Genomic DNA, 12,475 nt, shown 5'->3' on the forward strand with positions numbered 1-12,475 from the left:
CGGCTACTTCCTCTTGATCATGCCGAGTTGGAGCCAGACCCCCGAGGTGAGGCGCAGCGCGTCGCTCTCGTCGCCGGGGAAGCCGCCGAACCGCGTGGTGTTGACCACCTGCGTGTTGACGTAGTCCCACAGCTGGATCACCGGCAGGTCCTGGTTGGCGGCCCTGGCCAGGATCGAGACGATCCTGCGCTGCTCGGCCTCGGGCGCGGAGTTCAGCCTGACGGCCAGCGCGCCGGGGTCGATCCTGCCCTCGCCCGCGACCTCGACGGTCTCGGCGCCGCCCATCCAGTTGCCCTCGGTGCCCGCGGGGACGTGGCGGAGCCTGCCGCCGAAGAGCTTCCAGCCGTTCTGGGCGCCGTACAGGCGCTGGAAGATGTTGTACGGCGCGGGGCCGAGCGCCACCAGCCAGAAGCCCACGTCGTACTTGCCGGCCGCCATCTCCTCCAGGTAGAGGGGGTAGTCGGCGGTGGTGACGACCTCGGCGTCGATGCCGGCGTCGTTGAGCTGGCTGGTGACGGCCTTGGCCCCGGCCAGCCAGTCGGAGAAGGACGCGGGCACGTTGATGGTCATCTTCCACGGGGAGCCGTCCGGCAGCGTCCACCTGCCCTCGGTCTTGCGCATGCCCGCGGCCCGCAGCTCGGCCTCGGCCCTGGCCGGGTCGTGCCGGTAGGGCTCCAGGGCGCCCACGCCGCCACCGCCGACCCCGCCGACCCCGCCGACCCCGTCGCCACCGTCGCCGCCGTCGCCCAGCCAGGCCTGCGCGGCCCGCTGGTGCAGGCCGGAGGTGGTGACCGAGGCGGTGCCGCCCTCGGGGGAGGCGACCTTGGTGACCTGGGCGCGGTCGATCAGGTGGGCCAGCGCGCGGCGGACGTGCACGTTGTCGTAGGGCTTCCTGGACTGGTTGAACGCCAGCGCCTCGCTGACCGGCGAGTATCCCCTGACCACGACGTTGCCGGGCGTGCGGGCGATCCTGCGCATCACCCCGGCCGGGACGGCGGTGAAGGGCGCGTGGTCCAGCCTGCCCGCGACGAGGTAGTTCCAGACCTGCTCGTTGCCGGTGTAGTTGAGGATGCGCACCTGGTCGGCGGCCACGGCGGCGGCGTTGTGGAAGTACGGGTTCTTGACCAGCAGGGCCTCGCCCGGGTTGACGCGCTTGAGGACGAACGGCCCGGCCGAGACGTCCCTGGGCGGGGCGAAGGTGATGACCTTCTCGGCGAGGGCGGTGATCCCGGCCCGCGCCGCCCCGGCCCCGGGGGCGTCGCTCTGGGCGACCTTGAGCCGCTGCCAGAAGTCGGCGGGCAGCACGGAGGACCAGACGTGCTTCGGGACGATGACGGTCTCCATCACGCTGCGGACGAACGTGGCGCTCGGGTTCGCGGCCGCCTGGGTGATCTTGATCGTCCGCTCGTCCAGGATCGTGATGTCGGAGGCGGTGCCGGCCGCGGAGGGGTCGAGGGCGTAGGCGGTGCCGCCCTGGGTGTAGGCCACCCCGATGGAGAACCTCACGTCCTCGGCGGTGATCGGCCTGCCGTCGGACCAGCGGCCGTCCGGCTGGAGGTGCAACGTGATCGAGGACTGGTCAGGGGCGATCTGCCAGCTCCGCGCGACCCCCGGGTAGAACAGGTTCGGATCGGTCAGGTGGTTCTTGGTCCACCCGAGCCACTCGGCGTTGTACCCGCGGAACGCGTTGCCCTTGGGGTTGTACGGGTTGATCGGCGCGTTCGCGTCGATGCCCGGCTTGAGCGCGTCGATCGTGGTGAAGACCGCACCGGCGGGGTTTCCGGCGCCCCCGGCGGCTCCCGGGGCGTCCCCGGCACCGCCGCCGCACGCGGCGGTGACGGCGGCGAGGCACAGGGAGGCCGCGGCCGCTGCTGTTCGCTTCATGAACCGCTCCGTGGGGTCTTCGTCGAGGTCAGAGGCATGGCGAGGGGGGTGGGGGTGTTGTCTCGGACCCTACGTTCGACCGGGCGGCTTCGTCAATTATCTCCACTCTGACGACAAAGCTTGTAACTTTCCTTCATAATCGCCCGGCGGCGCCCGGCGTCCCCGCGGCCCCGGCGGGCACGGGGCTGCGGGCGGATCGCTCGACCCGGGACCGGCCTCCGGCGGCCTCCGTCCCGGCACCCCGCCGGCCTGCGGGCAGCGCGCCGCCCGGACGGGCGCCGGGGCCCCGCCCGCCCCGCAGGGGATTCGACGGGGTACGCAGCCCCGGCCTGTCGTACGGTCGTGGGGAGCGCCGAACCGGAGGACTGGCACGTGTCCGTTGAGCCCCGCCCGCACCATTCCCGCCGCCCCGCCCCGTCGGACCCGCCGATCCCACCGGACCTACCGGACCTACCGGACCCGGACGGCATGCTGGAGGACCTGCGGGAGCTCGTCCTGTGCGAGTCCTTCTCCGCCGACCACGGGGCGGTGGCCGCCAGTGCCGGGGTCGTCGCCGGGCAGGGACACGGCCGCCTCGGCGCGCGGCCCGAGACGATCGTGATCGACGGGGTCACCCACCTGCGGTGGACGTTCGGCACGCCCAGGGTGCTGCTGCTGGGCCACCACGACACGGTCTGGCCGGTCGGCACCCTGCGGACCCACCCCTGGTCGGTCACCGGCGGGATCGCCCGGGGGCCGGGTGTGTTCGACATGAAGGCCGGGCTGGTCCAGATGTTCCACGCGCTGGCCTCGCTGCCGTCCCTGGAGGGGGTGTGCGTGCTGGTGACCGGGGACGAGGAGGTCGGGTCGCCGTCCTCGCGCGCGCTGGTCGAGGAGTCGGCGCGCGCCTGCGCGGCCACGTTCGTGCTGGAGGGCAGCGCCGACGGCGGCGCGCTCAAGATCGCGCGTAAGGGCACGTCGATGTACGAGGTCGTGGTGCACGGCCGGGGCGCGCACGCCGGGCTCGATCCGGAGAAGGGCGCGAACGCGGGCGTCGAGCTCGCCCACCAGATCCTCGCCGTCGCCGGGATCGCCGGCCGGGTGAACGGCGCCTCGCCGGGGACGGCGGACGGCCCGGAGCCCGGCAGGACGACCGGCCCGGAGCCGGGGACGGCGGGCGGCCTGGGACCGGTGACCGTGACGCCCACCCTGCTGTCGGGCGGGACCACGACCAACACCGTGCCCGCGCTGGCCCGGTTCGCGGTGGACGCCCGCGTGCCGACCCTGGACGCGCAGCGACGGGTGGACGAGCTGATGAGGGCGCTCCGCCCGCACGTCCCCGGCACCCGGCTGGAGGTCCTGGGAGGTCCGAACCGTCCCCCGATGGAGCACGCCTCCTCGGCCGGGTTGTTCGACCTCGCCCGGCGGATCGCCGCCGGGGCCGGGCTCGCCCCGCTCTCCGGTACCGGCGTGGGCGGGGCCTCCGACGGCAACTTCACCGCCGGGGCGGGGTGCCCCACCCTCGACGGGCTGGGCGCGGTCGGCGGCGGCGCCCACGCCGACGACGAGCACGTGATCGTGGCCGAGATGCCCGTACGGGCGAGGCTGCTGGCCGGGCTGGTCGGGGCGGTGCTCCGGTGAACGCCACCCCCGCCACCCCCGTCACCTCCGGCACTTCCGACATCTCCGGCGGCACGGGCTCCCCCGGCCTTCCCACCCTCTCCGGCGGCACGGGCTCCTCCGGTTCTCCCGCCCCCTCCGGCGGCCCCGGTGGCCTGACGCTGCGTGAGCTCCACTCGATCGAGGAGTTCGAGGACGCCTTCGGGCTGTTCGACGCCATCTGGCGTCCCGACCCCGGCGCCGCGCCCGTCAGCGTGGAGATGATGCGGGCACTGTCGCACGCGGGCAACTACGTGGCCGGTGCCTATCTGGACGGCCGGCTGGCCGGCGCGTCGGTCGGCTTCCTCGCCGCCCCGGCCGGGCAGGTGCTGCACTCCCACGTCACCGGCGCCACGACCGGGCGCGGGATCGGCCTGGCCCTCAAGCTGCACCAGCGCGCCTGGGCGCTGGAGCGCGGCCTGGACCGGATCACCTGGACCTACGACCCGCTGGTGCGCCGCAACGCCCACTTCAACCTGGTCAAGCTCGGCGCCCTGCCCGAGGAGTACCTGCCGTCCTTCTACGGCGTCATGGAGGACGCGATCAACGCCGGGGACGAGTCCGACCGGGTGCTCGCGGTCTGGCGGCTGACCGAGCCGCACGTCCTGGCCGCCGCCGGTGGACGGCCGCACCTGCCGCGGGTCCCGGCGGACGCGGTGGTCGGGCTGGGCGAGCGGGACGGCCACCCGGTCGCGGGCCGGACCGACGCCGCGACGGTGCTGGTCACGGTGCCCGGGGACGTGGAGGCGCTGCGCCGCGGCGACCCCGGCGCCGCCGCGTCCTGGCGCCGCGCCGTGCGCGACGTGCTCGGCGGCCTGCTGGCCGAGGGCGCCCGGGTGACCGGCTTCCATGACAGGTCCTGCTACGTCCTATCGTGTCGCCCGGACGGCGACGGCACCGAAGGGAGACGCGGCGCGGGCCGCAGACCATGAGAATCACCGGAATCGAGCTCAGGCGGGTCGCGATGCCGCTGGTCGCGCCGTTCCGCACCTCGTTCGGCACCGAGACCGAACGCGACGTGCTGCTGCTGCGGGTCGTCACGCCGGAGGCCGAGGGCTGGGGCGAGTGCGTGGCCATGTCCGATCCGCTCTACTCCCCCGAGTACGTCGACGCCGCCGCCGACGTGCTGCGCCGCTTCCTCGTCCCGGCGCTGCCCGCCCGGGTCGACGCCCAGGGCGTGGGCCGCGCGCTGGAGCCCTTCAAGGGACACCGGATGGCCAAGGCCGCCCTGGAGAGCGCCGTGCTCGACGCCGAGCTGCGCGCCGCGGGCCGGTCCATGGCCTCCTTCCTGGGCGCCACCGCCGACCGGGTCCCGGCCGGGGTCTCGGTCGGCATCATGGACTCGATCCCCGAGCTCCTGGACACCGTCGCCGGTTACCTCGACGAGGGCTACCTGCGGATCAAGCTCAAGATCCAGCCCGGCTGGGACGTGGCCCCGGTCCGTGCCGTGCGCGAGCGCTTCGGCGGCGACGTGCCGCTGCAGGTGGACGCCAACGCCGCCTACACCCTCGGCGACGCCGCGCACCTGGCCCGGCTGGACGAGTTCGGCCTGCTGCTCATCGAGCAGCCCCTGGCCCACGACGACATCGTCCAGCACGCGCGGCTGGCCCGGAAGATCACCACCGCGATCTGCCTGGACGAGTCCATCGAGTCGGCCGCGCACGCCGCCGCCGCGATCTCCCTGGACGCCTGTTCGGTGGTCAACGTCAAACCGGGCCGGGTCGGCGGCTACCTGGAGGCCCGGCGCATCCACGACCTGTGCCGGGCCCACGGGATCGCCGTCTGGTGCGGCGGCATGCTGGAGACCGGCATCGGCCGGGCCGCCAACGTGGCCCTGGCGGCGCTGCCCGGCTTCACGCTGCCCGGCGACACCTCGGCCTCGCGCCGCTACTTCACCACCGACCTCACCGAGCCGTTCGAGCTGCGCGAGGGCCACCTGGACGTGCCCACCGGTCCCGGCATCGGTGTCGAGCCGATCCCCGCCGTCCTCGACCGGGTCACCGTCTCCACCGAGTGGATCACCCTCTGAGGTCCGCCCGGGTGAGACCGGCCGGGTTCAGGCCGGCGGCTCAGGCGACCCTGGGCGTGGCGCGTACGCCCATGTGCATGTAGGGGGTGCCGTCGGCGAGCTCGTAGAAGACGACCGACTGCCACTGGGGGTCGCCCTCGGGGCGGCCGACGAAGGTGGTGCCGTCCACCGGGATCAGGTCGAGCTCCATGGGCGGGCGCAGCCCGGCGAGGCCCCCGGTGACCTCCCCGCGCAGGAGGAGCCCGCCGTCGCGGGCCGTCAGCGTCATCCGCATGCCCGTCCGTTCGTAGACGCCGGCGTGGCGCTCCACGTCGGCCGCGAACGGCTCGGCGGGCGGTCCCGGCGCGGGCGGCACCGTCAGGCCGAGCAGCTCGCCGAAGAGCTCGGCGGCCACGGCCTGCCGGAAGGCGGCGGAGTGACCGCCGTTGGCCAGCACGCACGCCACGGTCTCCTCCTCGGGGACCGTCCAGAGCATGGCGCCCTGGCCGATGGTGTTGCCGCCGTGGGACAGGACCCGCCGGCCCTGCCACTCGTCCAGCACCCAGCCGAGCCCCCACTGCCGGCCCAGCGTGTACGGGTTGGGGATGTCCACCTGCGGTTCCCACATGGCCCGGGGGTCGGCGAGCAGGCCGGTGCCCAGGTGGGCGCGGGCGAAGGCGACGACGTCGGCGGGACGCGCGCAGATCAGGCCGGCCGGGCCGCAGGAGCGCATCAGTCCCCAGGCCGGGGCGGGCGCGCCGTCCAGGTGGCCCATGGCGGCGCGGAAGCGCAGCACGTCCTCGGGCAGGGTCCAGGTGTGGGTCAGGCCGAGCGGTTCGATGATCTGCTCGCGCAGCGCGGTGTCCCACACCGTGCCGGTGAGGCGCTCGACGACGCGGCCGGCGATGACGAAGCCGGAGTTGCAGTAGGACTGGGTGACGCCCACCGGGTGGTTCTGCGCCAGGCCCGCGCAGGCCGCCACGTACCTCTCGACGCAGTCGTCGCCGCGGCCGGTGTCGAGGAACAGGTCCCCGTCGATGCCGGAGGTGTGCGAGAGCAGGTGCCTGATCGTGACCGTCGCGGTCGCCTCCGGGTCGGCGACCCGGAACTCCGGCAGGACCCGGGAGACGGGCGTGTCCAGGGTCAGCTCACCGCGTTCGACGAGGAGCATGATCTGGGTGGTGGTCCACACCTTGGTGATGGAGCCGATCTGGAAGAGCGAGTCGGTGGTCGCCTCCACTCCGGTGGCCACGTTGAGCACGCCCGCGGCGAACTCGTGGACCTCCCCCTCGTGCAGGAAGGCCAGGCTCGCGCCGGGGACCTCGTACTCGGCGATCAGCTCGCCGAGCCGGGCGTGCCATCGGGCGGGGTTCACCGTCTCTGCCATGGGGAGGGTCCTCGTCGGTTCCGGGAGCGGGCCGTCCTGCGGGCTCCCGGTGGCGGCGGGCGCCCCGGGTTCCTGGACGTCGGGTCGTGACGAGAACCTACCCCGCCGACCGGCCGGGAGGATCGATCGCTCCCGTCGCGGACCGGCCGCGGGGAGGGGGGGCACCGGCCGGGGGACGACGACGGCGACGCCGGCCCGGAGAGGGGGACGCGGGACGAGCGGGGGCGCCGGTCGTTGAAAGTTACACCTCCGGCGGTGATCGCGCCGCAGGTCGGCCCGGTCCCCGGGGCGGCCTGCTTCCCGTCCCCGCCGAGGCCACCTAGCATCGGCCCTCCATCGAGGCGGGAGCGGGAGATGCGAAGGACGACACGCGGGGGGAACGCGATTCTGGCGGTCATCACGGCCGTGACGACCGCGGTGGCGGCGCTGGGGTTCGTGCTGGCGAGCACCGCCGGGCCCGCGGGCGCGGCGACCGTCAGGATCATGGCGCTCGGGGACTCCATCACCGGTTCACCGGGCTGCTGGCGGGCCACGCTCTGGAACCGGCTGGTGAACGCTGGGCACACCGGCCTGGACTTCGTCGGCACGCTGCCGTCGCAGGGCTGCGGCGTCGCCCACGACGGGGAGAACGAGGGTCACGGCGGGGCGCTGGTCACCAACGTGGCCGACCAGAACCAGCTTCCCGGCTGGCTCTCGGCGACCCGTCCCGACATCGTGCTGATGCACTTCGGCACCAACGACGTCTGGAGCAACCGCCCGACCGCCACGATCCTGGCCGCCTACGGCAAGCTGGTGGACCAGATGCGGGCCCAGAACCCCGGCATGAAGGTGCTGGTCGCCCAGATCATCCCGATGAACCCGAGCACGTGCGGCGAGTGCGCGCAGCGGGTCACCGCGCTCAACGCCGCGATCCCCGGCTGGGCCGCGTCCAAGAGCACCGCCGCCTCCCCCGTGGTGGTGGTCGACCAGTGGACGGGCTTCAGCACCGCGTCCGACACCTACGACGGGGTGCACCCCAACGCCTCCGGTGACCAGAAGATGGCCGACCGGTGGTTCCCCGCCCTGACGGCGCTGCTCGGTCCCGCCCCCACCGTCACCCCGACCCCGACCCCGAGCCCGACCGCCACGCCCACCGTCACGCCGACGCCGACACCCCGCGCGTGCTCGGCCGTGTACCGGACCATCGGGCAGTGGTCGGGCGGCTTCCAGGGTGAGGTGACCGTCAGCAACACCGGCCCGGTGCCCATCACCGGCTGGACGGCGAGCTGGGCCTTCCCCGACCGGCAGATCAGCCAGGCGTGGAACGCCACGGTGACCCGGTCCGGGACCGACGTCTCGGCGCGGAACGTCGCCTGGAACGGTTCCCTGGCCCCGGGCGCCACCGCGACCTTCGGTTTCATCGCCTCGGGGACGGGCGCGCCGGTGTCCCAGGTGTCCTGCACGGCCGGCTGATCGATCCGGCCACCGTCTCCGGCCACCGTCTCCGGTCACCGTGCGGTCACCGTGCGGCCGGGTCCCGCGACGCCACCGATCCAGCGGCGGCGTCGCGATCCCGGCCTGCGGGACCGCGACCTCAGCCCTCGGAGGACAGCGCGCCGGGAAGGCGCTCCAGCAGGCTCTTCAGGTCGTCGGCGTGCTCCTCCTCCTGCGCCAGCAGGTCCTCGAAGACGCGCCGGGTGGTCACGTCGTCGTTGCCGAGCCAGTTGACGATCTCGGTGTAGGAGGCGATCGCGATCCGCTCGGCGATCAGGTCCTCCTTGACCATCTCGATCAGGTCGAGGCTGTCGTCGTACTGGGCGTGCGAGCGGGCGGTCAGCGTGTCGGGGTTGAAGTCGGGCTCCCCGCCGAGCTGGACGATGCGCTGGGCCAGCCGGTCGGCGTGCTCCTGCTCCTCGGCCGCGTGCTCCAGGAACTCGGCCGCCACCAGCCCGGCGTGCAGGCCCGAGGCGGTGTAGTAGTGCCGCTTGTAGCGCAGGACGCAGACCAGCTCGGTCGCCAGCGCCTCGTTGCACACCTGGATGACCCGGGGCAGGTCCGCGCCGTAGGCGGACGTGATAGGACCCTTGTCGATCTCCTGGCGCGCACGCGCCCGGATCTCCTTGATATCTGTGAGGAATTCAGCCATGGGTCTGCCTTACCCAGATACGGGCTTTTATCAAGTGTTCTTGGCCACATCAAGAGGCGGATCCGTTCGTGGCATCACTTTTCGGGTAACGAGCCGTTCGAGATGGGAACAGCGACGAAGGTCCCGCAGACGCGGACCATGAACGGCGAGGAACTCTCCGCCGACCACGCCCTGACCGCCCTGCGCATGTACGGACGCTGGCACCTGGTCCGCGACTCCTTCGCCCGGTTCAGGTACGGCGAGGGCCTGACCAACTCCAGGGCTCTCGCCTTCCAGATCTGCCTGTCGATCATCCCCGGCGCCATCGCGATGGTCGGGCTGAGCTCGGTGATCAACCAGGAGGAGCTGGGCAAGGTGCTCGAGCTGGTCCTGAGCAGGATCGCCCCGGGCGCGGGGGTGGAGGCCGTCCAGGACGTGCTCTCCGACAGCCACCGGCAGGCGGGCCGCACCGGGGGCGCCCTGGCGCTCTGGTTCGGGCTCGTCACCGCCCTGGTCTCGCTGACCAGCGCCATGGCCCAGGTGGAGCGGGGGGCGAACCGCATCTACGGCGTCGAGCGGGACCGCCCGTTCCTGCGCAAGTACGCCAGGGCCCTGCTGATGGCGCTGACCGCGGGCGCCTTCATGACCGTCGGCTTCGTGGTGATGGTCGGCGGCGGCGCCATCAGCAGGGCGCTGGCGCAGGTCTACGACTGGGGCGACGGGACCATCGACGCGTTCAACCTGGTGCGCTGGCCGCTGGGTTTCCTGCTCGCGCTGATGTCCAGCTCGGTGCTGTTCCGGGCCGCGCCGCGCCGCAGGCAGCCGGGCCACACCTGGCTCGCGTTCGGCGCCCTGGTCTCGCTCGTGCTGTGGACGGTCTTCACCCTGCTGCTGGCCCTCTACACCGAGAGCAGCGGCACCTTCGGCGCCACCTACGGCCCGCTCACCGCCGTGATGGCGCTGCTGCTGTGGTCGTTCCTCAGCTCGATGGCCCTGTTCCTCGGGCTGGCGTTCGCGGCACAGCTCGAGGCCGTCCGCGCCGGGCTGTCCGCGCCCGTCGAGCCCGATCCCGGCCCGACCGCCGAGGAGGAGAGGGAGCCCCTGGTCGGCGCGGCGGGCGCGGCCGTCGCCGATGTCACCAGGACGCTCGTGACGTCGCTGCGCGGGCTCCGGCCCGGCCCGTCCGGACGCCGGTCGGGCCCCGGCGACGGACCGGCCACCTGACGGGCCGTGCAGGAGGCCGTGCGACCGCCTCGGTGAGGACCCGCTCCTGGCGCCTTCGGCGGGAGCGGTCGGGGAGTCGGCCGAACGGCCGAGGCGTGGGGCCCGATCCGCGCGAAGGTCGGCCGAACGGCGGATACGTGCCCCCGGCCCGCCCGGCGATCATCGGTCCATGACGCGTAGAACCCCTTTCCTCCTGGCCGCCGGCCTGCTCGCCGTGACGACCACCGGCTGCGCCGTGAAAGCCTCCTCGAACGCCCGCGACGAGGACCGGCTCTTCCCCTACTCCGCTTCCACCCTGGTCATCGAGGCCAGGGGGACGCGCGTCCGCCTGGAACCCGGCACCGCGGGGACGGTCCGGGTGAGGCGGACGTTGAAGGGCACCCCCGCCGAGGAGGGGAACGCCTCCTGGTCGTTGGAGGGCGGCAGGCTCAAGGTGGGCGTCACCTGTTCCGGCATCGTGCTCGACAACTGCGAGTCCCGGCACACGGTGATGATCCCGCCGGGCGTGGCGGTCGAGGTCGACAGCGACCAGAACGTCAGCGCGGTCCGGCTCGCCCAGTCCCTGAAGGTCAGGGCCGGCGACGGCGACGTGCACACCCGCGCGATCTCCGGCCCGCTGGACGTGGTCACGACCAGCGGGAAGGTCGACCTGGAGGCGATCCGGTCGCCGAAGGTCACCGCGCGTTCCTCCGACGGGAAGCTCAACCTGGGCTTCGACACGCCCCCCACCGAGGTCGAGGCGGTCTCCGGCAGCGGGACCGTGACCATCGTGCTGCCGAAGACCGCCGACGCCTACCGCGTGCGGGTCTCCAGCCGGAACGGGCAGGCGACGACGCGGGTCCCGGAGAGCCGGGACGCGAAGCGGTCCCTCGTCGCCCGCTCCGACGACGGGAACGTCCGCGTCCGTCACGCCACCTGACGGCGTACCGGGCCCGGCGCCCGGGGTCGAGCTCAAAGGTGCGCACGCGAATCGGGCGCGGGACCGGCCAGGTCGAGGAGGGCCCGGACGGCGGGCCCGTCGGCCGGTGAACGTTTCTGCCGATGACGAAAAATTTTCCGTACGGTGGTCGAGACAGTGTCCCGGGGGTGATCGCGGAAGGCGTTCTCCGTTCGGGACGGACGCCTTCCGGCGCTGAACGACACTCCGAAAGATTTCGGATATGCTGCCGGACATGGCAGGGAAGCCCCGTGTGACGATAGCGCGCATCGCCGAGGAGGCCGGCGTGTCCGCGCCGACCGTCTCCAAGGTGATCAACGGCAGGCCCGAGGTCGCGCCGGAGACGCGCAGGCGGGTCGAGCGGCTCCTGCACGAACACGGCTACATCCGGCGGACGGGCGGCGCCGACGGGCCGGTCGGCCTGATCGATCTGATCTTCGCCGAGCTGGAGAGCCCCTGGGCGATGGAGCTCATCCGCGGGGCCGAGAGCGCGGCGGCCGAGGCCGAGGCCAGCATCGTCATCTCCGTCCTGCACACCCACGCCGGTCCGGGCCGCGACTGGCTCGACCGGCTGGCCGCCCGCCGCACCGACGGCGTGATCATCGTCGGCTCCCGCCTCTCGGCGCAGCAGTACGGCCAGCTCAACGCCCGTTCCATCCCCTTCGTGGTCGTCGACCCCGAGGGGGAGCCCGCCGCCGGCGTGGCGTCGGTGGGCGCGACCAACTGGCACGGCGGCCTGAACGCCACCCGGCACCTCCTGGAGCTGGGCCACCGGCGGATCGGCATGATCGGCGGCCCGCCCGACGTGCTGTGCAGCCGGGCCCGCATCGACGGCTACCGGGCCGCGCTGGAGACCGCGGGCGTGCAGGTGGACCCGGCGCTGATCCTGCACGGTGACTTCCTCGTCGGTTCCGGCCACGACCACGGCCACGCCCTGCTGTCGCTGTCCGACCGGCCCACCGCCATCTTCGCCGGGAGCGACCTGCAGGCGTTCGGGGTGTTCGAGGCGGCCAGGCAGCGCGGGCTGCGCGTCCCCGACGACCTGAGCGTCGTCGGGTTCGACGACCTGCCGCTGTCCCGGTCGGCCTGGCCTCCGCTGACCACGGTGCGCCAGCCCCTGGAGGAGATGGCCTCCCTCGCCACCCGCATGGCCCTGAGCATCTCCCGCGGCGAGACCCCCGAGCCCCGCCGCGTGGAGCTCTCCACCGACCTCGTCATCCGCGAGAGCTCCGCCGCCCCGGCGCACCCGACCGGCTGACCGGCGCGGGCCGTCCCCGGTGTCCCGTCCGAGGT

General features: G+C 73.4%; 10 protein-coding genes. 7 read left to right on the top strand and 3 right to left on the bottom strand.

All coding sequences use genetic code 11. The features are described from left to right. Positions 1 to 3: 3 nt before the first annotated feature. Positions 4 to 1,884: an ABC transporter substrate-binding protein gene (locus tag ACIBCT_RS33655; protein ID WP_399195611.1), complete on the bottom strand. Its 1,881-nt coding sequence runs from the start codon at positions 1,882 to 1,884 to the stop codon at positions 4 to 6. 468 nt (positions 1,885 to 2,352) lie between these two features. On the opposite strand from ACIBCT_RS33655, the gene ACIBCT_RS33660 reads away from it, so the two are divergent. From ACIBCT_RS33660 to menC, 3 genes are read left to right on the top strand one after another with little or no spacing between them, the layout of a single operon-like run. Next, positions 2,353 to 3,504 (top strand): M20/M25/M40 family metallo-hydrolase, encoded by a 1,152-nt coding sequence (locus ACIBCT_RS33660; protein ID WP_399195613.1) that lies wholly within the window; start codon positions 2,353 to 2,355, stop codon positions 3,502 to 3,504. Then, positions 3,501 to 4,454: a GNAT family N-acetyltransferase gene (locus ACIBCT_RS33665; protein WP_399195615.1), complete on the top strand. Its 954-nt coding sequence runs from the start codon at positions 3,501 to 3,503 to the stop codon at positions 4,452 to 4,454. Before ACIBCT_RS33660 ends, ACIBCT_RS33665 begins: the two co-directional genes overlap by 4 nt. Beyond that, positions 4,451 to 5,551 carry an o-succinylbenzoate synthase gene (gene menC / locus ACIBCT_RS33670; protein ID WP_399195617.1) on the top strand — a complete coding sequence of 367 codons (1,101 nt, stop codon included), beginning with the start codon at positions 4,451 to 4,453 and terminating at the stop codon, positions 5,549 to 5,551. The genes ACIBCT_RS33665 and menC overlap by 4 nt, the downstream gene beginning before the upstream one ends. A gap of 40 nt (positions 5,552 to 5,591) precedes the next feature. Here menC and ACIBCT_RS33675 read toward each other — a convergent pair whose 3' ends face one another. Beyond that, the gene (locus ACIBCT_RS33675; RefSeq protein ID WP_399195619.1) at positions 5,592 to 6,917 is read right to left on the bottom strand and encodes a serine hydrolase domain-containing protein; all 1,326 of its coding nucleotides are present in this window, start codon (positions 6,915 to 6,917) and stop codon (positions 5,592 to 5,594) included. A gap of 354 nt (positions 6,918 to 7,271) precedes the next feature. Here ACIBCT_RS33675 and ACIBCT_RS33680 point away from each other — a divergent pair, with 354 nt between their 5' ends. Continuing rightward, complete coding sequence (locus ACIBCT_RS33680) at positions 7,272 to 8,369, top strand: cellulose binding domain-containing protein (protein ID WP_399195621.1); 1,098 nt, start codon at positions 7,272 to 7,274, stop codon at positions 8,367 to 8,369. Positions 8,370 to 8,490: 121 nt separating this feature from the next. Here ACIBCT_RS33680 and ACIBCT_RS33685 read toward each other — a convergent pair whose 3' ends face one another. After that, the gene (locus ACIBCT_RS33685) at positions 8,491 to 9,042 is read right to left on the bottom strand and encodes a bacterioferritin (protein WP_399195623.1); all 552 of its coding nucleotides are present in this window, start codon (positions 9,040 to 9,042) and stop codon (positions 8,491 to 8,493) included. 102 nt (positions 9,043 to 9,144) lie between these two features. On the opposite strand from ACIBCT_RS33685, the gene ACIBCT_RS33690 reads away from it, so the two are divergent. The 3 genes from ACIBCT_RS33690 to ACIBCT_RS33700 all read left to right on the top strand — a co-directional run bounded on the left by ACIBCT_RS33690 (position 9,145) and on the right by ACIBCT_RS33700 (position 12,440). After that, entirely contained in the window at positions 9,145 to 10,245 is a 1,101-nt protein-coding gene (locus tag ACIBCT_RS33690; RefSeq protein WP_399195625.1) for a YihY/virulence factor BrkB family protein, read from the top strand. A 169-nt stretch (positions 10,246 to 10,414) separates the two neighbouring features. Next, positions 10,415 to 11,164 carry a DUF4097 family beta strand repeat-containing protein gene (locus ACIBCT_RS33695; protein WP_399195627.1) on the top strand — a complete coding sequence of 250 codons (750 nt, stop codon included), beginning with the start codon at positions 10,415 to 10,417 and terminating at the stop codon, positions 11,162 to 11,164. Positions 11,165 to 11,417: 253 nt separating this feature from the next. Next, on the top strand, positions 11,418 to 12,440 hold the full coding sequence (locus ACIBCT_RS33700) for a LacI family DNA-binding transcriptional regulator (protein ID WP_399195629.1): 1,023 nt from the start codon (positions 11,418 to 11,420) through the stop codon (positions 12,438 to 12,440). Positions 12,441 to 12,475 lie beyond the last annotated feature (35 nt).

The organism is Streptosporangium sp. NPDC050855 (assembly GCF_044456585.1).
GTDB classification, from domain to species: Bacteria; Actinomycetota; Actinomycetes; order Streptosporangiales; family Streptosporangiaceae; genus Streptosporangium; species Streptosporangium longisporum.

Excerpts from the sequence above, each read along its gene's own strand:
- ACIBCT_RS33655 (WP_399195611.1), bottom strand. The coding sequence starts at position 1,884 with ATGAAGCGAACAGCAGCGGCCGCGGCCTCCCTGTGCCTCGCCGCCGTC.
- ACIBCT_RS33660 (WP_399195613.1), top strand. The coding sequence starts at position 2,353 with ATGCTGGAGGACCTGCGGGAGCTCGTCCTGTGCGAGTCCTTCTCCGCC.
- menC (WP_399195617.1), top strand. The coding sequence starts at position 4,451 with ATGAGAATCACCGGAATCGAGCTCAGGCGGGTCGCGATGCCGCTGGTC.
- ACIBCT_RS33675 (WP_399195619.1), bottom strand. The coding sequence starts at position 6,917 with ATGGCAGAGACGGTGAACCCCGCCCGATGGCACGCCCGGCTCGGCGAG.
- ACIBCT_RS33680 (WP_399195621.1), top strand. The coding sequence starts at position 7,272 with ATGCGAAGGACGACACGCGGGGGGAACGCGATTCTGGCGGTCATCACG.
- ACIBCT_RS33685 (WP_399195623.1), bottom strand. The coding sequence starts at position 9,042 with ATGGCTGAATTCCTCACAGATATCAAGGAGATCCGGGCGCGTGCGCGC.
- ACIBCT_RS33690 (WP_399195625.1), top strand. The coding sequence starts at position 9,145 with ATGGGAACAGCGACGAAGGTCCCGCAGACGCGGACCATGAACGGCGAG.
- ACIBCT_RS33695 (WP_399195627.1), top strand. The coding sequence starts at position 10,415 with ATGACGCGTAGAACCCCTTTCCTCCTGGCCGCCGGCCTGCTCGCCGTG.
- ACIBCT_RS33700 (WP_399195629.1), top strand. The coding sequence starts at position 11,418 with ATGGCAGGGAAGCCCCGTGTGACGATAGCGCGCATCGCCGAGGAGGCC.